General features: G+C 69.8%; 21 protein-coding genes and 4 pseudogenes. 9 read left to right on the top strand and 16 right to left on the bottom strand.

Annotated features, from left to right (window positions below):
• Positions 1-23: 23 nt before the first annotated feature.
• Together ACWD6P_RS09350 and ACWD6P_RS09345 are read left to right on the top strand one after the other, a co-directional pair.
• Positions 24-452, top strand: coding sequence for a MerR family transcriptional regulator (locus tag ACWD6P_RS09350; protein WP_451443427.1), 429 nt, complete (start codon positions 24-26; stop codon positions 450-452).
• Between the two features lie 634 nt (positions 453-1,086).
• Complete coding sequence (locus ACWD6P_RS09345) at positions 1,087-2,217, top strand: hypothetical protein (protein ID WP_451443426.1); 1,131 nt, start codon at positions 1,087-1,089, stop codon at positions 2,215-2,217.
• Positions 2,218-2,432: 215 nt separating this feature from the next.
• Here the strand turns inward: ACWD6P_RS09345 and ACWD6P_RS09340 are convergent, their stop codons facing one another.
• The gene (locus ACWD6P_RS09340) at positions 2,433-3,458 is read right to left on the bottom strand and encodes a tyrosine-type recombinase/integrase (protein ID WP_451443425.1); all 1,026 of its coding nucleotides are present in this window, start codon (positions 3,456-3,458) and stop codon (positions 2,433-2,435) included.
• A 316-nt stretch (positions 3,459-3,774) separates the two neighbouring features.
• On the bottom strand, positions 3,775-4,512 hold the full coding sequence (locus tag ACWD6P_RS09335) for a dienelactone hydrolase family protein (protein WP_451443424.1): 738 nt from the start codon (positions 4,510-4,512) through the stop codon (positions 3,775-3,777).
• A 522-nt stretch (positions 4,513-5,034) separates the two neighbouring features.
• Here ACWD6P_RS09335 and ACWD6P_RS09330 point away from each other — a divergent pair.
• Positions 5,035-5,274, top strand: a complete 240-nt coding sequence (locus ACWD6P_RS09330) for a hypothetical protein (RefSeq protein ID WP_451443423.1) — start codon at positions 5,035-5,037, stop codon at positions 5,272-5,274.
• Positions 5,275-5,366: 92 nt separating this feature from the next.
• Positions 5,367-8,387 carry a Tn3 family transposase gene (locus ACWD6P_RS09325; RefSeq protein WP_451443422.1) on the top strand — a complete coding sequence of 1,007 codons (3,021 nt, stop codon included), beginning with the start codon at positions 5,367-5,369 and terminating at the stop codon, positions 8,385-8,387.
• A gap of 212 nt (positions 8,388-8,599) precedes the next feature.
• Here the strand turns inward: ACWD6P_RS09325 and ACWD6P_RS09320 are convergent, their stop codons facing one another.
• From ACWD6P_RS09320 to ACWD6P_RS09290, 7 genes and pseudogenes are all read right to left on the bottom strand, one after another.
• A complete protein-coding gene (locus ACWD6P_RS09320; RefSeq protein ID WP_451443421.1) occupies positions 8,600-9,742 on the bottom strand; it encodes a type III polyketide synthase in 1,143 nt (380 codons plus the stop codon).
• An 85-nt stretch (positions 9,743-9,827) separates the two neighbouring features.
• Positions 9,828-10,496 (bottom strand): annotated as a pseudogene (locus tag ACWD6P_RS09315) (MMPL family transporter); the annotation flags it as partial.
• Between the two features lie 73 nt (positions 10,497-10,569).
• Positions 10,570-11,793 (bottom strand): beta-ketoacyl-[acyl-carrier-protein] synthase family protein, encoded by a 1,224-nt coding sequence (locus tag ACWD6P_RS09310; RefSeq protein ID WP_451443420.1) that lies wholly within the window; start codon positions 11,791-11,793, stop codon positions 10,570-10,572.
• Positions 11,783-12,052 carry an acyl carrier protein gene (locus ACWD6P_RS09305; RefSeq protein WP_018543077.1) on the bottom strand — a complete coding sequence of 90 codons (270 nt, stop codon included), beginning with the start codon at positions 12,050-12,052 and terminating at the stop codon, positions 11,783-11,785. Before ACWD6P_RS09305 ends, ACWD6P_RS09310 begins: the two co-directional genes overlap by 11 nt.
• 52 nt (positions 12,053-12,104) lie before the next feature.
• Positions 12,105-12,608 carry an acyl-ACP desaturase gene (locus ACWD6P_RS09300; RefSeq protein ID WP_431040778.1) on the bottom strand — a complete coding sequence of 168 codons (504 nt, stop codon included), beginning with the start codon at positions 12,606-12,608 and terminating at the stop codon, positions 12,105-12,107.
• A 64-nt stretch (positions 12,609-12,672) separates the two neighbouring features.
• Positions 12,673-12,906 (bottom strand): annotated as a pseudogene (locus tag ACWD6P_RS09295) (acyl-ACP desaturase); the annotation flags it as partial.
• Positions 12,907-13,104: 198 nt separating this feature from the next.
• Positions 13,105-13,413, bottom strand: a complete 309-nt coding sequence (locus tag ACWD6P_RS09290; RefSeq protein ID WP_451443419.1) for a hypothetical protein — start codon at positions 13,411-13,413, stop codon at positions 13,105-13,107.
• Between the two features lie 568 nt (positions 13,414-13,981).
• Between ACWD6P_RS09290 and ACWD6P_RS09285 the strand changes: the two genes are divergently transcribed.
• On the top strand, positions 13,982-14,266 hold the full coding sequence (locus ACWD6P_RS09285; RefSeq protein ID WP_431040776.1) for a hypothetical protein: 285 nt from the start codon (positions 13,982-13,984) through the stop codon (positions 14,264-14,266).
• Positions 14,267-14,322: 56 nt separating this feature from the next.
• Here ACWD6P_RS09285 and ACWD6P_RS09280 read toward each other — a convergent pair whose 3' ends face one another.
• A complete protein-coding gene (locus ACWD6P_RS09280) occupies positions 14,323-14,550 on the bottom strand; it encodes a hypothetical protein (protein WP_431040775.1) in 228 nt (75 codons plus the stop codon).
• Positions 14,547-14,891, bottom strand: coding sequence for a hypothetical protein (locus ACWD6P_RS09275; RefSeq protein ID WP_451443418.1), 345 nt, complete (start codon positions 14,889-14,891; stop codon positions 14,547-14,549). The genes ACWD6P_RS09280 and ACWD6P_RS09275 overlap by 4 nt, the downstream gene beginning before the upstream one ends.
• 301 nt (positions 14,892-15,192) lie before the next feature.
• On the opposite strand from ACWD6P_RS09275, the pseudogene ACWD6P_RS09270 reads away from it, so the two are divergent.
• The 4 genes and pseudogenes from ACWD6P_RS09270 to ACWD6P_RS09255 all read left to right on the top strand — a co-directional run.
• Positions 15,193-15,411: pseudogene (locus ACWD6P_RS09270) on the top strand (transposase); the annotation flags it as partial.
• A gap of 154 nt (positions 15,412-15,565) precedes the next feature.
• Complete coding sequence (locus tag ACWD6P_RS09265) at positions 15,566-15,928, top strand: MarR family winged helix-turn-helix transcriptional regulator (RefSeq protein ID WP_014173936.1); 363 nt, start codon at positions 15,566-15,568, stop codon at positions 15,926-15,928.
• Positions 15,925-17,358, top strand: a complete 1,434-nt coding sequence (locus ACWD6P_RS09260) for an MFS transporter (RefSeq protein WP_451443417.1) — start codon at positions 15,925-15,927, stop codon at positions 17,356-17,358. The genes ACWD6P_RS09265 and ACWD6P_RS09260 overlap by 4 nt, the downstream gene beginning before the upstream one ends.
• Positions 17,359-17,391: 33 nt before the next feature.
• Positions 17,392-17,685, top strand: a complete 294-nt coding sequence (locus tag ACWD6P_RS09255; RefSeq protein WP_451443416.1) for a DUF1330 domain-containing protein — start codon at positions 17,392-17,394, stop codon at positions 17,683-17,685.
• A 130-nt stretch (positions 17,686-17,815) separates the two neighbouring features.
• On the opposite strand, the pseudogene ACWD6P_RS09250 reads toward ACWD6P_RS09255, so the two are convergent.
• The 5 genes and pseudogenes from ACWD6P_RS09250 to ACWD6P_RS09230 form a co-directional block, all read right to left on the bottom strand.
• Positions 17,816-17,890: pseudogene (locus tag ACWD6P_RS09250) on the bottom strand (hypothetical protein); the annotation flags it as partial.
• Positions 17,887-18,249, bottom strand: coding sequence for a Tn3 family transposase (locus ACWD6P_RS09245; protein WP_451443477.1), 363 nt, complete (start codon positions 18,247-18,249; stop codon positions 17,887-17,889). The pseudogene ACWD6P_RS09250 and the gene ACWD6P_RS09245, both read right to left, overlap by 4 nt.
• Positions 18,234-18,617 (bottom strand): Tn3 family transposase, encoded by a 384-nt coding sequence (locus ACWD6P_RS09240; protein WP_451443415.1) that lies wholly within the window; start codon positions 18,615-18,617, stop codon positions 18,234-18,236. The genes ACWD6P_RS09245 and ACWD6P_RS09240 overlap by 16 nt, the downstream gene beginning before the upstream one ends.
• 629 nt (positions 18,618-19,246) lie before the next feature.
• Complete coding sequence (locus ACWD6P_RS09235; RefSeq protein WP_451443414.1) at positions 19,247-19,660, bottom strand: hypothetical protein; 414 nt, start codon at positions 19,658-19,660, stop codon at positions 19,247-19,249.
• Between the two features lie 73 nt (positions 19,661-19,733).
• Positions 19,734-20,075, bottom strand: coding sequence for a hypothetical protein (locus ACWD6P_RS09230; RefSeq protein WP_451443413.1), 342 nt, complete (start codon positions 20,073-20,075; stop codon positions 19,734-19,736).
• Positions 20,076-20,115 lie beyond the last annotated feature (40 nt).

Raw genomic sequence — 20,115 nt, 5'->3', positions numbered from 1 at the left:
CTTTTCGGGGAGCCTGTCATCACATGCGTATCGGGGCCTTGTCCCAGCTGACGGGAGTCAGCGAACGGGCACTGCGGTACTACGAGGAGCAGGGGCTGCTGAGTCCGCTGCGGCGGCCCAGCGGGTACCGCGAGTACACCGATGAGCATGTCCACACGGTGCGGAGCATCCGTACGCTGCTCGCCGCCGGTCTGGGCACCGCGACCATCGCCGACGTACTGCCCTGCATGGTCGACGAGGGCGGGCAACTCGCGGCCGCCTGCCCGGACCTGCTGGTAGACCTGGCCAGGGAGCGGAATCGGATCACCGCCGCCATGGACGAACTACGGGCCGCACGCGAGATGTTGGACGCCATCATCGCCGCGCCCGTCCCTCCTGAGGCGGCCCAGGCACTGGACTGCGACGAGGCAGCAGGCACTGAGGCCGGTGCATCGCAGGCCCTGTCGTCCTGAGTCATCAGCCCCTCAGTCCCTCAGCCACGCCGCCGTGAGCGCCGCGTCGATTGCGGTGACCTGCTGGTCGGGGGAGGGGACCGGGATGACGCTCCGGATTCCGCGGCGTCACAGGTTTCCGCGGATGGCTCGGATGGCTCGGATGGCCCGGATGGCCCGGATGGCGCGGATGGCTCGGATGGCGTGGATGGCGTGGGACGAATACGCCTGGTCGACCTGGGCGATCGACGGCGCCTGGGAACGCGTCTCGCGGACCACTGCCGGATCGGGAGGTGCTGTGCGGAATCCGGATCCCCTGGCCGGCGACCGGGATTGTCGGTGGGGCTTCTTCTCGTGTGAGGGCGGTCCGGGACGGTCGACGGGGTGCCAGCGGAAGCCGGCTGTCGCGGACGTACTGCGCGATGCGGGTGGCGGGGCCGGGCGGTTACACGCGCTCGAACCACAAGGGGGCTGGCTTTGTCTACGAGAACGGGCTGCAGATGTTCACCACTTCGGGAGGCACCCCGCACACCGAGGATTCGAACGGTGACGCTACACACCGTGGCGTTGCGCGGTCTCGCGTTGCGGATGAAAAACACGTTGGCCGGTCCGCGCTGAGCTGCGACGATGCCCCTGTTTCTCTTACGGAGGATGTTTGTTCGTTTTCGTGTGTGCTGGCTGTGGTGCCAGGCTGACCATCCCGCTGTCCCAGGTTGCGCTGCCGGTCCACGCTCATCAGAAGTACGGGAACGGGGTCCAGCTCCCGGTGCTCATGGAGTCGGGCACGTTCGCCGTGGACCCGGAGCCCTGGGGGCCGCCGTGGCGGAGGTGGGAGGAGATCCATCCGGACGAGGCGGCCGCCCGCGGTGTCCACGCGCCCGTGTACGCCCTCTCCGACGGCGCGCCTGGCGCGATCGTCATCGCGCCAGGCGACGCCAGCGGCACGGTGCTGATGCCGGAAAAACGCGGAGGCGGCTACTGCTGCGGCCTCGACGGTGCCGACGGCCCCAACGTGGCCTGTGTGGAGTGTGCCCTGCCCGTGGCCAGCCGGATCGACGACTGCTCGCTCTGGCAGGCGATGTGGCTCGCCCCGAACGCCGTACGCCGCCTTCCCGTCGACGGCGCCGGCGTCTCGCCGCTTTCCTGGTCTGAGCTGATGGCGGAAGGTGCGGAAGGTAAGGGCACGCCGCCGTTTGAGCCGATTGCCACATGGGGGTCGCGGATGGCGGCGGGCCACTGGTCGAACTACTGGTGGTCGTGGAGCCCGCAGTGGGAGGCGGCGGCCGGCCGGGCGCTCGCCCACCTGCTGGCGGCTTCGGAGGGCCAACCGGTGAGCGTTCCGGACGGCTTGGTCGGGCAGGTCTTCCAACGCGCGCTCGACGCCCTGTTGCCCGCGGGTCCGCCCGCGCGGTGCGCCGTCCTGGCCGGACCGGGACTGCCAGCTCCCAGCGGAGACGTCTCCATCTTCCTCGTGCCGTCCCATCCTCAGACGGGGAAGACCTGGGCCCCGGCCGACCCGGCGCCGTACCTGGTGCCGCTGCCGTTCGGGGTGTGGCTGTGGCTGGCCTTCCCCAGGCCGGACCTGCCCGTCCCCGCGTCGGGCGCCCTACCCGTCGGCGCCCTCCGTGACGACTTCGACCCGCCCGCGCTGCGCCCCCGTCACCTGTTCCGGGCCGATTCGGAAGTGTTCCGGCGCACCCTGGTCCGGCTGCCGACCGTCCGCAGCCCGTGGCTGCGCGAGATCCTTGAGAACCTCACGCACCACATGCGCACTGGCCTCTTCTAGCCGACTGACAAGGGGCTGCCGGTCACTCTCCGGCGCCGCCGCTATCGAACAGCACCAGGCACTGGCGCCTCCCGAAGTGGTGAACATCTGCTGCCCGTTCTCGTAGACAAAGCCAGCCGGTCAGCGCGGTGCAGGTCTGTGATGTCGTAGGGGTGTGACCGAGATACGCGCCAAAGGGGCAACGGGATGATCTTGAAGCACTGATCTGCTCGGATTTACGTGCGGCGACGTGCAGCAGGGTCGCGTTCGGCGACGTGCCGGGCGACCGAGTCGACGCCGGGGCGGGCGTAGCGCTCCAGGGAGCGGACGGAGGCGTGACGGGAGCGGGCCAGCAGCATCGGGGTGGAGGTGCAGGTGCCGTCCTCCGCGTCGTGCGTCAGGGCACTGTGACGTAGCCGGTGAAGCGTCCAGCCGTCCAGGTCCTCGATGTCGTCGGGTGAGGCGAGGGGGTTGGCCAGCAGCCGGGTGTTCTCCTCGAAGATCTCCGCAGCGCGGCGGTAGGAGAGCCGGGCCCGGCCGGTCTCCGGGCACACGTCGAGCGTGGGTGTTCCGGCCGGGGCCTTGCGGTCGGTGAGGAACAGCGGGCCGCGGGTACGGCGGGAGATGAGGCGGGGCAGGAGCTGGGCGGTGCCGGACTGCCAGTGGATCCACTCGGTCGCCCCGCCCTTGGCGGTGATCCTGCCGCGCTTGTCCTGCGGGTAGAGGTCTTCCACGTTGAGGCACAGCACCTCGTCGGCCCGTGCGGCGGGCTCGTAGAGCATCTTCCACTGCGTCTTCTCCCGCAGCGCGACGTCGAGGCGCCACAGGACGGAGATCTGGTTCTGCGCCAGGGCCTTGGTGCGGTCGGGCGGCGCCGGCCGCCGCTCGATGCCGATCGTCGGATCGCACTCGATCCAGCCTTGGCGCTGCCACCAGCCGATCGCCTTGCGCGCGATGGACAGCTCCCGGTTGACGGTGTCGGCGTCCATCTCGTCCGCCTGCGCTGCCGCCAGCTCGGCGAGCGCCTCCGGAAGCGCCGGGTCGTCGATCGCGGTGACGGGGAAGGCGGGGGGCTTCGCGCCTCGGCGGGCGGGTCCGGTCGGCGGCGGTTTGCCGGTGAGCATCCATCCCCACGTCGTGAGGGAGATCCGGTAGATCCGCGCGGAGGACTTCGCGATGCCCGCGCCGGTGAGGTACCGCTCGACCGCCGCGGTGTACGACGACGGCGGGGCGGACAGAGGTACGACCCGAGCGCGCGGCAACCGAAGTCCGCGGCAACCGAAGTGCGCCCGCGCTCCCGAGTTCGGTCACCGGTTCGGTCGTCGCGCCGTCCCGCCCTTCCGGAACTGCCGCAGTAAATGCGTACACCTCGCCCCGGCGGCCGGGACGCCCCGTCGCAGGTCGGGAGGTTCACGACAGGGCCCCTGTCGCGGTAAATCCGGTATTTACTGCGGTAGTTGTGAATACGTCTCCGCGATCGAGTAACCGCCCGAATGCGGTTCTGCTGTGCGGACTTGAGGGGAGGGGACTGTCAGTGCCCGACGCCGACCAGGCCCGGCGCCAGCATGCTTACCTGGGTCATGCCCCCAGACCCTCCGTCACGGGCAGGCACTCGGCGAGCAGGTCGACGACGTCGCGCCAGGCTCGCTGCGCGTGCCGTGGGTGGTAGCCGACGCCGGGGACCGCGGGGTGGTCGACCGGTGGGTGGTGGAAGGCGTGCAAGGCTCCGCCGTAGACCGTGAGGCGCCAGTCGACGCCTGCGGCCTGCATCTCGGCGGTGAACGCGTTCCGTTGCGCGGGCGGCATGATCGGGTCTTCCGACCCGACCCCGGCCCACACCGGGCAGCGAATGCGCGCCGCCTCGCCCGGTCGGCCCGTGGTAGTTGCGTTGACTGTCCCGATCGCGCGCAGGTTGACGCCGTCGCGCCCGAGTTCCAGCGCGATGGCGCCCCCGGTGCCGTAGCCGACGGCGGCTATCCGGTCGGGGTCGGTCCGCGCTTCGGCGCGCAGCACATCGAGTGCCGCATGGCCGATGCCTCGCATCCGCACGGGATCAGCGAGCAGCGGCAGGCAACGGGCCAGCATCTCCTCGGGGTCGCCCAAATAGCGCCCGCCATGAAGGTCGAAGGCCAGCGCTATATATCCCAGCTCGGCGAGAGCATCGGCCCGGCGGCGCTCGACGTCGCTGAGCCCCATGCCCTCTGGTCCGAGCAGCACCGCGGGCCGGCGGTCGGCACCGGCCGGGAGCGCGAGGTGCCCGATCATCGTCAAACCGTCGGCCGGATACTCGACCGTACGCGTCGTAATCGTCGTCATGAGACTGGACTGTAGTGATCGTCGAGCCCGGTCCGGCCGGTGTTCTGCCGCTGGCAGAACAGCGCGGGTATCCCTCTGAAATACGGCGAGGGCCCACAAGAACCGTCACAAACCCCGCCCCCACGGCAGCGCTATCGGATCACCTGCCCGGGCCACGGTGTTGGAGGCTGACCTTCGCAGCGGGATTCTGGGGTATACCGGCCCGCTCTCCCGTGAAGGGCGTCACCAGCTGGTTTCCCTCACGGCTCAGGCAGCCTGGCCGAGACCGGCGGCGGTCAGGTCCTGCTCGCGCAGCGGGGTGGAGTCGACGTCGGGTTTCGGGTCGTACGCCTCGGGCTGGATGCCGAGTTCGTGGGTGCTGTACTCGCCGAACCGGTTGATGTGTTCGGTCAGGTACGGCGAGATGTGCGCCAGGTCTTCCGGGTCGGACTCTGTCGGGAATCTTGAGGACGGACAGCCAACGATCGTGACGTTGCGTCAGGTTTGTGGGAGCGTTCTGCCCATGTCCCCCAGGGGCCTGACATGTCCCTCCAGCCCCGTCCCGGAGCCGAGATCCCGGCGTTGACCGTGCGGGTCGCCCGGGCCAGCAACCCCCACGGCACCGCTGCGATGTGGATCCGCGACCGCCTCGACGGCCTGTTCAGCGACGAGGACTTCACCGCCTGGTACCCGTGCGACGGTCGCCCCTGGGCTCTCGCCCGCGCAGCTGGCCACCGTCTGCGTGCTGCAGTAGGGGTCCCGCCGGTATTGCTCCAGGATTGAACGCTAAGGGCTCTGGCCAACGCCGAGTATCGATTTGATCACTGACGGCCTCGTGGTCGTGCCGTCTACCTATGGCCGCAGGTTGACAGGCCGTGTCAGTTGAGTACCTATCGGATGATCAGGTCGACCGGTACGGGCGGTTCGCGGGTGAGCCGTCAGTTCAGGAGCTGGAGTCCTTCTTCAGGCTGGACACCGAGGCGTTGGAGATGGCCCGGTCGAAGCGCCGTTCCCATAACCGGCTGGGCTGGGGAGTGCAGTGGGGGACGGTGCGGATGCTGGGCACGTTCCTTTCCGAGCCGGCCGCGGTGCCGACGTCGGTGGCGGACTTCGTCGCGGAGCAATTGGGGATCGACGATCCGTCGTGCCTGAAGCTGCATCCGGAGCGGTTGCCGACGCAGCACGAGCACGCGCGGGAGATCCGGAAGCTGCTGAAGCTGCGGGACTTCGAGGAGGGCGACCTGCCGCTGCGGGAGTACATCGCGGGGCGGGTGTGGGTGTCGACGGAGGGGCCGCGGGCGCTGTTCGACCGTGCGGTGACATGGCTGCTGCGCAACCGGGTGCTGCTGCCGGGGATGACGCCGCTGGCCTACCTGGTCGCGGAGGTGCGGCGGGGTGAGCAGGCGCTGATCTACTCGGTGGCGGACGCGCCAGTGACACCGGAGTTCCGCCGTGAGCTGCTGGGGTTGCTGACGGTGCCGGAGGGCTCGTCGGTGTCGGTGCTGGAGCGGTGGAGGAAGGCGCCGAGGGACATCTCGGGACGGGGCCAGAAGGCCGCGCTGGAGCGGGCCCGGGACATCCGCGCGATGGAGGGGCGGAAGCTGGATCTGTGGCGGGTGCCGCCGGTGAAGCAGGCGGAGCTGGCCCGGTACGGGCTTTCCACGCACGCGCCGACGCTGCGCCGGCTGGCGGAGCCGCGGCGGACCGCGACGCTGCTGACGACGGTGCGGCATCTGGAGAACTCGTCGGTCGATGACGCGCTGACGCTGTTCGAGCTGCTGATGGCCACCAAGCTGCTGGCCCGCGCGGAGCGCGAGGAGGGCAAGGCCCAGCTGAAGGGCATGCCGAAGCTGCGGAAGGCCGTGGTGAAGCTCAGGGGCGCGGTGACCATCATGATGGACACCCCCGTCGTCGCGGAGAGCGAGGGGGAGCCGGTTCCGCTGAGCATGGCCCAGGCATGGGAGCGGATCGAGCAGTTCGTCACGCGTGAGGAGCTGGCAACGGCCATCGTGGCTCTGGGGGAGGTGTTCCCCGAGGGCGACGACGAGGACAGCGATGCGCTGTGGCGCAAGCAGTTGCTGGACCGGTACGCCACGGTGCGGCCGTTCACGTCGCTGCTCGCGACGGTGGTGCCGTGGGGCGCGAGTGAGGCCGGCACGTCCGTCGTGGAGGCACTGCGCGAGCTGCCGAAGGTCCAGGCGCGGCGTAAGCCGGGGCCCGAGCACATCGACTCGACGCTGTTGCTGGACGCCACGTGGCGGCGGCTGGTGCTCGGCAACCCGGTGTTGGTGCCGAACGGGCTGATCGACAAGCAGGCGTGGACGTTCTGCGTGCTGGAGGCCCTGCACACCGCGCTCAAGCGCCGGGACGTGTTCGCCAAGGGCACCGACGTATGGGGTGATCCGAGGGCGCGGCTGCTGACGGGACCGGGGTGGGCCCTCGCGCGGCCGAAGGTGCTGACTGCGCTGGAGCTGCCGAACACCGCCGACGAACACTTGGGCGAGCTTGGGGCGCTGCTGGATGAGACGTACCGGCATGTGGCCGAGGGGCTGCCGGGGAACGCGGCCGTGGACATCGTCGGCGGGAAGATCCGTCTGGACCGGCTTCAGGCCGAGCCCGAGCCCGCCGGATACAAGATGGTGCACGACGCCGTGCAGGCGATGCTGCCGAAGGTGGACTATCCCGAGCTGCTGCTGGAGGTCCACGCCCACACCGGCATGCTGAACGCCTTCGAGCACATCAGCGGTAAGGTCGCCAGGCCGGACGACCTCGACATCACCCTGACCGCCCTGTTGGTGCACAAGTCCACCAACATCGGTCTGGAGCCGGTCATCAAGCCCGGCGACAAGGCTCTGACCCGCTCGCGCCTGACGTCCGTGGACTGGGGGTACTTCAACACCCCGGGCATCAGCGCGGCCTCGGCGCTGATGGTCCAGAAGCAGGGCGAGATCGACATCGCCGGCGACTGGGGCGGCGGCCACGTCGCCTCGGCGGACGGGATGCGCTTCACCGTCCCGGTCCGCTCCCTGCATGCCCGCCCGAACCGCAAGTACTTCTCCACCGGGCGCGGGGCGACCTGGCTCAACGTCGTCTCGGACCGCGTGATGGGCCTGGGCGGCATCGTGATGCCCGGCACCCTGCGCGACTCCCTGGGCATCCTGGACGCGGTGTTCAACCTCGACACCCGCGAGCGGCCCGAGATCGTCATCACCGACACCGGCTCGTACAGCGACCTGGTCTTCGGGCTGTTCGCGATCTGCGGTTACCAGTTCTCCCCGCGGATCGCCGACATCTCCGACGCCCGCCTGTGGCGCTTCGACATGAGCGCGAACTACGGCCCGCTGGAGCCGGTCTCCCGGCACCGGGTGCAGGCCGAGCGGATCCGCCAGCATTGGGAGGACATGCTCCGTGTCGCCGGGTCGTTGCAGACCGGGAAGGTGCGGGCGTACGACCTGCTGCGGATGATGATGGCCAGCGGCGACCGCATGACCGGCCTCGGGGACGCGTTCGCCCACTACGGGCGGATCTTCAAGACCCTCCACCTGCTCCAGTTCCTCGACTCTGAGGCATACCGGCGCATGATCGGCGTCCAGCTCAACATTGGCGAAGGCCGCCACTCACTGGGCCGGCGGATCTTCTTCGGACGGCTCGGCGAGCTCCGCCACGGCTACCGCGACGGCATGGAAGATCAGCTCGGCGCCCTCGGCCTCGCCCTCAACGCCGTCGTGTGGTGGAACACGCTCTACACCGATGCGGCGGTCAAGAAGCTGGAAGCCGGGGGCGTGACCATCTCCCCCGAGATCCGCTCACGCCTGTCCGTAGAAGGACGGGTACGCCCTGGGCGGGGGCCGTCACACTTCCCGTCCAGGGCACCGGCTTCGGAAACAGGACGTTGACACCCCTTGAGGCTCATGGGGCCGCTCGTCCACTCGGGGCAGACAGTCATCATCCCAACACGCCCTGAGCGTGGCACGGACTCAGATGCCGCCACTGCGCCTCGCAGACACGATCCACAGGTCTTGACAATGGCTTGCATTCTCCCAGGTGGGGAGGGGGGTGAAGCCCGCGTCGGTCATGATGGCATCTCTTTTCCAGTAGCCGCAGCCGGTCACCAGCGGACGAGAACGAGTTCGACAGCGAATCCGGGGCCCATGGCTGCGACGAGCCCATGAGTGCCGGCCGGGGGCGGGCTTCCCATCGCGGTGTCCAGGACATCGAGGACTGACACGGACGAGAGATTGCCCCGGTCGGCCATGGAGCGGCGGGTGAGTACGGTGGCGTCCGACGCGAGGCTCAGAGCCCGTTCCACCGCGGTGAGCACCTTCGGCCCCCCGCCGTGGATGATCCAGCTGCCGATCCGGTCGGTCGTCAGCGCATGCCGGGAGAGGAAGGAGTGCACGGCTTGGGGCAGGTGTGCCTCGGTGAGCGCGGGCACCTCCGGCGCCAGACGGATCCGGAAGCCGTGGGAGCCGATCGCCCAGCCGAGCGCATCGTCGCTGTCAGGCACCAACCAGCTCGCGCCGTCCACTAGTTGTGGCCCCTGACGCTCGCCTGCCCGGTGACCGCCCGCCGCCACCACGACCGCCGCGCCGTCGCCGAACAGGCTGCCGGCGACGATGTTCGCTATCGATCCGTCCTTCTGCTGGTAGGCCAGGGAGCAGAGCTCCACTGCCAGCAGGACGGCGATCTGGTCCGGGTGCGCGCTCAGGTAGTCGCGGAGCAGGGCGAGACCCGCGGCTCCCCCGGCGCAGCCGTTGCCGAACAGCGGAATGCGTCTGATGTCCGGCCGCAATCCCGTCCGCTGGGCCAGTCGTGCTTCCAGCGAGGGTACGGCCAGCCCCGTCACGGTGGTGCTGATCACCGCGTCGACGTCCCCCGGACGTACCCCGGCCTCGCTCAGGGCTCCGGTCAGGGCCTGCTCGCCGAGATCCAGGGCGGTTTGCAGCCATACCTGGTTGGTCTGTGTGAAGTCGTCGAGATCGGCCAGTTCGACGAGCTTGCCCAGGGGCAGGGACAGATGGCGCGTGGCCACGCCCGCGTTGGCCTCGATCTTCCGCAGCATCAGGACGCCGGTCGCGGAGTTCATGAGCGTGGTGCGCGCCAGCGTGGCCATGATCTCGTGCTGGGGGTAGCGGTACGGCGGGAACGCCGTCCTGATCGCCCTGATCCGCGGAGCGGGCGAGGGGCCTTCCGGCGGTCGTGCGTGGCGGTATGTGGTCTGGGTGGTGGAGTCTTGCGTCGGTTCCCCCATCGATTACCCTCCGCTCTTTCCCGGGTGTGCGGTCAGCTTCTGTCATGACGGCGGGCACCAGCACTCCGCGTACGAGTACGGCGTCCACGGCCCCGCCCAGCGCCACGCCGATGCCGATGAGCTTGAGCAGGGCCACGTCCGAAGTGCCCATGGCCGCCGTGGAGACCGCGACGGCCGGTGGGGCGGACGTCATCAGTCTGCCGGTGCGGCCGATGCCGTCGACGATCGTGGTGCGGTTGTCTCTGCAGCGCACGTACTCCTCGCGGATCCGGCCCAGCAGGAACACCTCGTAGTCCACCGACAGAGCCAGGGTGATGATCAGGACGAACAGCAGGGGCGAGGCATCGAGGGTGTGTGTCACCGTGAAGCCGCCCAGCAGGGCGCGGCCATAGCCTTCCTGGAAGATCAGGACGAGGGCCCCGAGGCTCGCTCCGAGGCTGACGGCCGCCACCGTCAGCGCCTTCAGCGGCGCGATCACGCTGTGGGTGAAGGCGCCGAGCAGGAGCGCGAGTCCCACACCCAGCGCAGTGAGGCACCACGGCAGGGCGCCCGCAACGGTGTCAGCGACTTCGGCGGCTCGGCCACCCACGCCCACGGTGCCGGGTGCGGGCAGGGTTCGTACGACGCGTACGGCCGTGACATCCGCCAGGTCCTCCAGTCGACCGGCGTAGGCGTCAGCTCCGGCGGCGGCCTGCGGACCGGTGACCACCACGGTGAGGAGCCGGTCGGGCGGGGCGGCGAACGCGGCGCGCATGCGCTCGGCCGCGGCAGCCGCCGGAGCGGTGGGGGACAGCTGCCTCAACGCTCGCACTCGCATCCTGTCCGTCTCAGGGGGCCGTGAACAGCAGGACGGCGTTCTGCCCGCCGAACCCAAAGGAACAGCTGATAGCCGTCTTTGTGTCGACCGGGCGCGGGCGGCCGGCCACGATGTCCAGCTTGTACTCGCCGTCCTGGCCCTGGAAGTTCGCCACCGGCGGGATGAGGCGGCGGCGCAGGGCGAGGACGGTGTACGCGGCCTGGATCGCTCCAGCCGCGCCAAGAGCGTGACCGATTACGCCCTTGGACGCGGTCACCGGTGGCACGTCGTCACCGAACGCCCGGGTCAGGGCCGCGGCCTCGGCGGCATCGTTCAACGGTGTCGACGTACCGTGCGCGTTGACCAGACCCACGTCACGCGCAGCGCAGGCCCCGTCCTCCAGCGCGGCGCGGACCGCACGGACCGCTCCGGCACCGGCCGGGTCCGGGGCAACCGGATGACGGGCGTCCGCACCGGCTCCATAACCGCGCAGCAGCGCCTGCGCCGGAACGCCGCGGGCCTTTGCCTGTGTGAGGCGTTCCATTACGAGGACGGCGGCGCCCTCGCCCAGGACGAAGCCGTCCCGCGCCGCGTCGAACGGCCGGCTGGCCAGCTCCGGCCGCTCCCGCTGTCGGGAGAGCGCGCGCATCCGGGTGAAGCAGGTCGCCGTCATGCGGGAGCGCCCGGACTCGCTGCCGCCTGCCAGGACGATGTCGCAGGTGCCCGACCGCAGCAGATCCCGTGCGACACCGATCGCGGTCGCGCCGGACGCGCAGGCGCTGGAGGTGATGAAATTCGGCCCCTGGGCGCCCAGATCGATCGCGACCTCGCCGGCCGCCATGTTCGGCACACTGCGCGGCAGCGCCAGCGGTGAGACGCGCTCGGGGCGGCCCGCGCCGAGGTGGCCGAACTCGGTGACATAGGTACTCAGGCAGTTCGAGCCCACACCCAGCACGACGCCCACCCGCTCGGCCGGCCAGGACGTGGGGTCGAGCGCGGCGTCGGCGACGGCTCGCCTGGCGGCGACGAGGGCGAACTGGATGAACCGGTCCACCCGCCGGGCGAACGACCGTCCCAGTTCAGCGACGGCGTCGAAACCGGGTACCTGGCACGAGAAGTCGACGGGCAGTCCGGCGAGTTCCGGATCGGAGGCGGCCAGGGAGCGGCCCCGGCACAGAGCCGCCCAGTTGTCCTCGGCGCTGTGCCCCGCGGGAGTCACCAGACCCAGTCCGGTGACCGCGACCTCAGCGCGCACGTTCGAACACCTGGGCGGCCTCGCCCAGCGTGGCTATCGGGGACAGTTCCACGGCGTCCTCCGGCAGGACGATCCCGAGCTCCTCCTCGGCCGCCACCACGAGTTCCATCAAGGACAAGGAGTCCATCCCGAGGCTTTCGAATGTCGTCGCCGCCGTCAGCTGCTGCGGGTCCGCCTTGACGTCGAGATGACTGGTCAGCAGGGTGACCAAACGCTCGGGAAGCACCGGCTGGATGTCCTGTCCCACTTCCTGTGTCATGCCGTGACCTCCTGTGCAGTGGTGCGGGAACGCCCTGGACCGTCACCGGCGTTCATCCGCTCGTACAGTTCTCGCGCGCGGGACGCCTGCGCCCGCAGCGACTCCAGGTGCTGCCCCAGTCGCTCCTGGGCCTGCTCGCCGGCTGGGCCGAGGCCGGACAGAGACACATCACTCCCAGGGCGCGCAAAAGGGGCCGCACGACGTGCTGGTGGTGGACATCGAGGTCGAAGATGCCGGCGGCCGCGACCCGCAGAGCGCGGGCGCGGAAACCGGGAATCGTCGTGCCCGGCATCCTGAAGTCGCAGATCACGTCGGTCAGGGCCGTCAGCGCGTCGTCCGGGAACACGCGGAGGGCGTCGGCGTACAGATCCCGGCAGAAGAGCATGTGCAAGCTCTCGTCTGCGGCGATACACGCCATCAGCTGTTCACCCACCGGAGCACCGCACATGACGCCCACGTTGCGGTGCGCCTGGCAGGTCGCCAGCTCCTGCACCGTCACGTACGACAGCGCATGCAGGACGGTCGGCAGGTCGCTGCGGTACCCGGCCGCCCGCATGCCGCATCCGTAGCTCCTCAAGGGCCACCGGGTCCATCGCACGACGGGCGTGGACGTAGGCCCGCATGAGACATGCGTGGCGATCCTCCTCCGCCGTGCACCGGTGCACCCAAGCGCCCCAGGCCTCGTCCCTGCCGAAGCGGGCCGCGATCTCGAAGTGATAACTGGGCAGATAGTCCTCGGTGAGCAAGTTGACAAGCAGGGCGCCCTGCACCGCCTGCGGCAGCGCCGACTGCTGCGCACTCCAGCCCGTACCGTCCAGCGGGCCGTCGAAGTCCCGTGCTCCGCTCCACGGCACGTACTGATGGGGGAACCACTCACGGGCCACCGCCAGATGCCGGTCGAGCAGACGCCCACCGACGGCTCCAAGTCCCGCAAGGCACCTGCTGTCGCGCCGCTCATATGCACCATCTCTTCATTGCTGCGCGCCCCGGCTCCGCCGACGCGCGAGACGGAAGAAGACCGGCGCCCCTGTTACCGACCGGTTGATCCAGACTCAGGGCGCTGTCACGACGACCACTTCTGCACCAGTGCCGCCAGAAACACTGCTACCGGTCAGGCAGGCTGCGGTCTGGTTTGCCAGCCGGAGAGGCAGAATATTGATGGTGGCACCCGAGTAGTGCCCATTGATGATGGTGCCCTCGGCATGTCCGACAACGTGGCCTTCCACGCGTTCGGCAGTGAACGTGTTCACGTTGAACGCGCTGGTGGTGCCGTCCGACCACTTGAGCGTGCCATGGTGGTTCGGATCGGTGACGGTGCCCTGGCACTGAGTCACAAAGGTGCCGTCGACCTGAGAGGACACCAGTAGCCTAGTAGGGGCATCGGCACAGGGCACAGGCGGCACAAATGTCGTATCGCTGTGCAAAGTGACCGTCTGCGCGCTCTGGGTGATGGGCGGACTGTAGCTGGAGCTAGCAGTTCCCAAGCCAGCAAGGATGTGAGTCGGCATATGTGATGCCCCTTTGCTCGTCGTCACTTGTCACGGAACGCCTGCCCTGTCCAAGCAGGGCGGGACGGTGAGAAGACACCTCCACACCAAGCGAATCCTGCCCCTGGCCCCTTCGGGTCTTCCTCACAGGAGGGGCGGAACTCGTCCGCATACATACCGAATCCCCACCGTCCCCTCCGGGGCACACGTACGACGGAGGGGCGCACGAAGCAGACTTGGGGCGTACGTCATCGGGGTATCGCCGAGGTGAGCCCAAAAGCCGCCAGTAGTTGATCTTGAGCCTTGGTCTGACCAGGCCGGCGCAATCAACCCGGGACATGACACGTCACCCGGGCAGTCACCTCACGTGCCGTACTCCGGCAACAGCCCCTCCAGCGCGTATACACGGTCTTCCCTGCTCTGTCGTGGCACGCTCAGGGCCATGGTCTACCGCTACCAGCACAAGGCTGTCCCGATCACCGTCGGGCAGCTCCGCCCCCTCTTGTCCGGGCTGGAGGACACCACCATGATCGAGGTCGTCGTCCCCACTGGCCCCAGCATCGAGTGCGGCATCGGCGACGAGCCGCCGCTCATCCTGACCGGCGGTTCCGGCGACTGGACTGTAGAGGAAGAGAGCGGCAGGCCGGTCCTGACCCTGAACGCCGACTACCCGCCAGGTGCATACAAGCGACTGGACGACGGCCGCCACGTTCCCGATCATGGGTAGCGCGTGATGTGTCGGTGGACGGCTACGACACGGTCGGGCGCATTCCGGCTGCCCCCTCAGGTGGAATTCTGTGGCGCCTCGACGACTCGTCCGTGCTCCCAGGCGGTGAGCACACGCTCTCGGCCGTCCGTCTCCTCGATGACGCGGATGACCACCTGCTCATCGGAACCGTAGAGGCCGACCCAGTCTCGCCAAGTCCGGAGGGCGGTGGTGTCCGAGGTCCACTCCCCGGTGACCTTCGGGCCGTTCGCGGTGAACTGGAGGACGGCGAGGTACTTGGTCACCGGGCTGGTTCCGTCTGCTCCACTGTGCGCGGGGCGGGGAGTTCGCCGGCCTGGAGGCCCGCGAAGTCGGCGTGGGCCTGGGCGACGGCTTCGGGGTATGCCTCGCGCTTGGCGTGCTCGGCGAGCGCCCGGTAGATGCTGGCCACCGAGGGGTTCTGTCCCTTGCGCTTGCCGGTGGGGATGATCAGGTCGGGCTGGATCTGCTCGACGGACTCGCCGTTCGCCCTCCGCCAGAGCACGGTGTGCAGCATGTCGTCGGTGATGACCGGCGGCCGGCCGCCGTGCTTGCCTTTGCGGGCCGCGGTGTCGAGCCCCTCCAGCGTCGACTCGCGGATGTTCACGCCGCCGCACGAGCCGTCACCCGCGGCTGGCAGGGTGAGCGACGAACAGCACACCAGCCGACAAGCAACCCGGACATGGTGCTCGATCTGCCCGGCCTACTCGCCGACCACCTGCGCACTCCTGCGAGGTCGAGCCTGAAGACGGCGTCAAGGGCGTGGACATGTGCCGACTCCCGGCGGATCACCTTGGGGACACCACTGGTAAACACCGCCACAGGCCGGAGCGGCAGCCTGGCGATCGACGCTCTGACCTGCGGCGACCCCTTAGCGTTCAATCCTGGAGCGATACCGGCGGGACCCCCAGTACGCGCTGAACCTGTCGGACCGCCAGGCCGCCGAGGCGGTGCGCTGCCGCGTCGACTTCACGTACGTCCTCGGCCTGGAGCTGGAAGACCCCGGCTTCCACCACAGCGTGCTGTCCGACTTCCGCGACCGGCTCGCCGAGGGCGGCCGCGCCGACCGGCTGCTGGGCCTGGCGCTGACCCGGATCCGGCGGGCCGGCCTGCTCAAGGGGCGCGCCGCCCGCGTCAGTCGACCATTTCCATAAACTATGAATATAAAAATGCTATGCTTCGGGCATGAGTCGTCAAGACACCGCTCCTGGCGCGTCCGCCGCCATCGGGGCAGCCCTCTACGGCCTGGCCACCAGGGCCGCGAGACGCCTGCCCCGGGACATGAGCCTGACGTCCGCCGCCACCCTGGCCACCCTGGACCGGACCGGCCCGCGGCGCATCACCGATCTGGCCGCGGTCGAGGGCGTCACCCAGCCCGCGATGACCGCCCTGGTCCGGGTGATGGAGGAGTCCGGCCTGGTCGAGCGGCGGGGCGACGCGTCCGACAAGCGGGTCACACTGGTGTGCCTGACCGAGGCCGGCGCCTCCTATGTCCGGACGCGGCGCCAGGCGGGCGTCCACGCGTTCGAGCGGTTGATCGGCGAGCTCACCGGCGACGAGGTCGAGGCGCTGGTGGCGGCCCTTCCGGCGCTGAAGCATCTGGCAGAGCTCGAAAGCCAGGACCGCGAAGGGCCGAAGCAGTGACCGGGCAGCCGGTCGGCGGGGTCGCGGTGAAGGCGTTACCGGTGGCGCGTTCCGAGGCGCGGCTGCTGGTCCCCGCCCTGATGTTCATCGCTCTGGTCGTGGCGGCGGTCGGCAGCCTCGGGACGCCGCTCATCACCAGCGTGGCGACCTCGTTCCACGTCTCGCTCGGCAGCGCGCAGTGGACGCTGACCGTCGCGCTGCTCAGCGGCGCCGTCGCCACGCCGGTCCTGGGCCGGCTCGGAGCCGGCCGGCACCGGCGGGCCACGATCCTCGCCACGCTGGCGGTCGTCGTCGCCGGCAGTGCGCTCACCGTGCTGCCGCTGCCGTTCGCGTGGCTGCTGGCCGGCAGGGCGGCCCAGGGCGTCGGGCTCGGGCTGACGGCGCTGATGATGGGCGTGGCCCGGGACCACCTCCCCGAGGAGCGCAGCTCGGGCGTGATCGCCCTGATCTCGGTGGTCTCGATCATCGGGGCCGGCGTCGGCTACCCGCTGGCCGCACTGCTCGCCGAGCTCGGCGGGGTACGGGCCGCCTACGGCCTCGGCCTGGTCGTCACCGCCGCCGCCCTCCTGACCGCGTGGCGCTCCATGCCCGAAGCCCCCGAAGGCCGCTTTGCCCGCGTGGACGTGGCAGGCGCGGTCGTCCTGGCCGCTGCGCTGCTCCTGGTGCTGTTCCTCGCCGGCGAACGGAATCTGTGGAGCCGGCACCTCGCCGTGGCGGCGGGCCTCGCCGTCGTCGCGGTGGTGCTGCTCTGCGTCTGGGCCGTCATCGAGCTGCGCAGCACGACGCCCCTGGTCGATGTGCGGGCGGTGCGGCACCCGGCGGTCGCCGGGGCGAACCTCGCCATGTTCGTCGGCGGGATCGGCATGTATCTCCTGCTCACGCTCATCACCCGGTACGCGCAGACGCCGCACGGCGCCGACTACGGCTTCGGGCTGACGACCTTCGTCGCCGGGCTGGTCCTCATCCCGTTCTCGGTGCTGGGGTTCGTCGCCGGCAAGCTCACGCCGCGGGTCCGGACGCGGATCGCCGACCCCCTGCTCCTGGCCGGCAGCGCCGTCGTGGTCGGCGGCGGGTTCGCCGTGTTCGCGGCGGCCCGGTCGGACCTGGCCGAACTGTTCGCGGCGATGGGCGTGCTCGGCTTCGGCGTCGGCGGCTTCTCGGCCGCGATGCCCGGCGTCATCCTGGCCGTCACCCCCAAGAGCGAGACGTCGAGCGCCATGAGCTTCAACTACGTCGTCCGCAGCGTCGGGTACTCCCTGGGCAGCGCCATCGGCGGCCTGATCCTCGCCGCGGGCACCGGCCCCGGCAACCTCTTCCCCGACGACAGCGCCTACACCACCGCGGCGCTGGTCGGCATCGGCGCCATGGCGATCACGACGCTGACAAGCCTCGCTCTCGCCCGCCGACGCTCGTCCGAGACCACCCCGTAAGTCAGATGCACTCATCCCCACACTGGAGGTTCCATGCCCAAGGGCTACTGGGTCAGCGTCTACCGCACCATTTCAGACCCTGAGAAGCTGGCTGCTTACAACAAGCTGGCCGCTCTGGCCGTCGAGCCCGCGGGCGGTCGGACCCTCGTCCGTGGCGGTCGGGTCGTGGCGCATGACGCCGGAATCGCCGAGCGCGTCGTCCTGGTCGAGTTCGACAGCTTCGAGCAGGCCGTCGCAGCGCACGAGAGTGCGGCCTACCAGGAGGCGCTGGTCGCCCTCGCCGACGGCGTCGAGCGCGACTTCCGCATCGTCGAAGGCCTCGACTGACCGAGGTCGTGAAGTCGACGTCGAGTTTCGGGTCGTACGCCTCGGGCTGGATGCCGAGTTCGTGGGTGCTGTACTCGCCGAACCGGTTGATGTGTTCGGTCAGGTACGGCGAGATGTGCGCCAGGTCCTCCGGGTCGATCTCCCATCCCTCTTCCAGCAGCTGGCGGACGATCTCCGCGATGTCCAGGGCATTGTGGAAGATCACCGCGTTCGTGAGCAGGAGAAGGCGTTGAACTTCATCGCCTTCTCCTGCTCGATGGGGTCGTTGTCGGCGATGACGCCGCGGTTGCCGAAGCCGATCCACTGGGAGAACCGGTTGAACGGCTCGACCTTGTTGGTCGCCGCGGTCACCCGTCGGCGAAGCGGCGCGTCCGAGAGGTAGCGCAGGAGCTGGACGGTGCGAATCACGCGGTCGACCTCGCGGAAGGCGGCGTAGGTGGCGTTCTTCCTCGACCCCGAACGCAGGCGCTTGAGCAGTGTGGAGGAGGAGATGGTGCCCTCGCGTACGGAGACGGCCACCCGCATCAGGTGACGGAACTGGGACTCGATCAGGTCGAAGTCGATGACGTGCTTGCCCGGCTCGCCGAACAGGGCCCGATGTGCACGTACTCGCTCTGCTTGGAAGGCCGGTAGCAGGTCAGTTCCTTCCAGTTCCTGATCCTGGGCATCAGGTCGAAGCCCAGCAGGTGGGCGAGCGCAAAGACAGGACGCCGGGCGGCCGGGAGCAGTTGGTGATGCCCGCGGTGGAGGTCGCGTACCGGGAAGTGCGCCGGCTCCGGCGGGCTGCGGGCCGTCCTGGAGGGCTGATTCCGCGTCCCCGGCGGGGTGATCAAACTGCAGGACGGGACCAGATCCCGGATCGGGCGGCGAAAGAGCAGGTCAGCAGGGGTAAATCGAGCCCTGAGGTGGATGCTGCTTCTGCAGGACTTCACGCATACCACTCACCTGTGGCTGATCTGGGAGATGTGAGCGCGGGTGGTTGCGGCTTTTCCGGCTACGGCCGTGGGGGTACCGGTAATCCGCCGGGATGCGCGTGCGCACGCGAAGACTGCGTACGCGACGAAGACCAGGCCGCGCGCACCGATGGCGCTGCTGCGCCGGTGCCGGCAACCGGTGGTGCGGAGGGCCCGCTGCGCGGGGAAATGCCAACGAACTCCGGCACCAAGCAATCCGCCACCAAGAACTCCTCCACCGTCCCGACGCAAAAGCAGCGCCGGGCCCAGGCCTCGGACGCTTCCAGCCCTGGGCTGAATCAGCATGCCGCTACCCGGCTTCTGGCCAACAGGGGAGGGAGAGGGCGTCACCGCAGCTGGCAGCGGGGGAAGGTGCCCCGCCCGCGTCGTGAGCTGCAGGCTGCCCTGGCCCCCGTTGAAGCGTTGTGGGACTGGCTGGAGCGGACCCGCCCCGGCAGCTCGTAGAAAAGGCACCCCACCGAGAGCTGCGGCACATCGCCGCCTGGATCGGCGAGGACCGCGCCGGGAGCTACCTCGCCCAGCGGCTGACACGCCGTCTGACTGCCCAGCCCGGTCGCGCGTCCGGGGTCACGGACCCGGTGGGCTGGTTACTCGGACGGGGCCTGCCGCGGCGCGGTGGCTGCACCGACATACGGTGCGACGAAGGCATCCTGATGCACACCGGAGCCGCCTGCACGCTCTGCGAGGACCGGGTCCTCGACCTCCGCGGCCGCCGCCGACGCGTCGCCGACGAAGTCCGGCGCAGCCTGCCTGCCGACACGCCCCCGGCCGAGCAGCGCGCGGCGTACGAAGACCAGCTGCGCACAGCCGTGGCCTCCGACATCGCGCAGGCCGAGGAGCGACGTGAGCAGGTCGCCGCAGCCCAGGCCGAGGCTGCCGCCGCTGCGGAACGGGCACGGGCCGATGCCGAAGCGGCCGAGCAGGCCCGCCGTACGCTGCCGTGCACCGAGTGCGGCAAACCGGAGGCGGCAGGCCTGTGCGGCGTGTGCCGCGAACTGCACGAGACCGAAAAGCTGATCGGCCGGGCCGTCACCGTGGCCGCCGCCGGATGCGGTGAACCGGACGATCCCGACGTCACCGCCGCCGTCGCCGCCAGTGCGGAGAGCAGCATCCGGAGCCCGCAGCGCCCATGCGGCGCAGATGCGGCGCCGTCACCTGCATCCCACTGCCGAAGCAGCCGAGAAGGCGGCCGAGGCCGCCGGGCGGGAAGCTCGCCGCCGCGCCGCCGAGCATCTCCTTGCCCAGCGGACCACCGACGGGCTGGCCACCCCCACCCCGCAGCACGCCGAGGACACGGCCCCAACCGGCCGCGCCGCCGTCTACGCAGCTGGCGCCGCACAGTCCCGCGTCGCAGCCGCCGCTCCCCACGTGGTCGATCAGGCCGCTGCGGCTCCGAACGCCGGCTCCCGCAGACATTTGCTGCACCCGGAACCTGACGAGCTGCAGGCCGCAGCCG

Source organism: Streptomyces sp. NPDC002446, assembly GCF_053595675.1.
This window is presented reverse-complemented; position numbering and strand designations above follow the sequence as displayed.

Coding starts and splice junctions, on each gene's coding strand:
- ACWD6P_RS09305 (WP_018543077.1), bottom strand. CDS start 12,052: ATGACACAGGAAGTGGGACAGGACATCCAGCCGGTGCTTCCCGAGCGT.
- ACWD6P_RS09230 (WP_451443413.1), bottom strand. CDS start 20,075: ATGTCTGCGGGAGCCGGCGTTCGGAGCCGCAGCGGCCTGATCGACCAC.
- ACWD6P_RS09255 (WP_451443416.1), top strand. CDS start 17,392: ATGCCCAAGGGCTACTGGGTCAGCGTCTACCGCACCATTTCAGACCCT.
- ACWD6P_RS09265 (WP_014173936.1), top strand. CDS start 15,566: ATGAGCCTGACGTCCGCCGCCACCCTGGCCACCCTGGACCGGACCGGC.
- ACWD6P_RS09335 (WP_451443424.1), bottom strand. CDS start 4,512: ATGACGACGATTACGACGCGTACGGTCGAGTATCCGGCCGACGGTTTG.
- ACWD6P_RS09300 (WP_431040778.1), bottom strand. CDS start 12,608: ATGCGGGCGGCCGGGTACCGCAGCGACCTGCCGACCGTCCTGCATGCG.
- ACWD6P_RS09350 (WP_451443427.1), top strand. CDS start 24: ATGCGTATCGGGGCCTTGTCCCAGCTGACGGGAGTCAGCGAACGGGCA.
- ACWD6P_RS09330 (WP_451443423.1), top strand. CDS start 5,035: ATGTCCCTCCAGCCCCGTCCCGGAGCCGAGATCCCGGCGTTGACCGTG.
- ACWD6P_RS09285 (WP_431040776.1), top strand. CDS start 13,982: ATGGTCTACCGCTACCAGCACAAGGCTGTCCCGATCACCGTCGGGCAG.
- ACWD6P_RS09320 (WP_451443421.1), bottom strand. CDS start 9,742: ATGGGGGAACCGACGCAAGACTCCACCACCCAGACCACATACCGCCAC.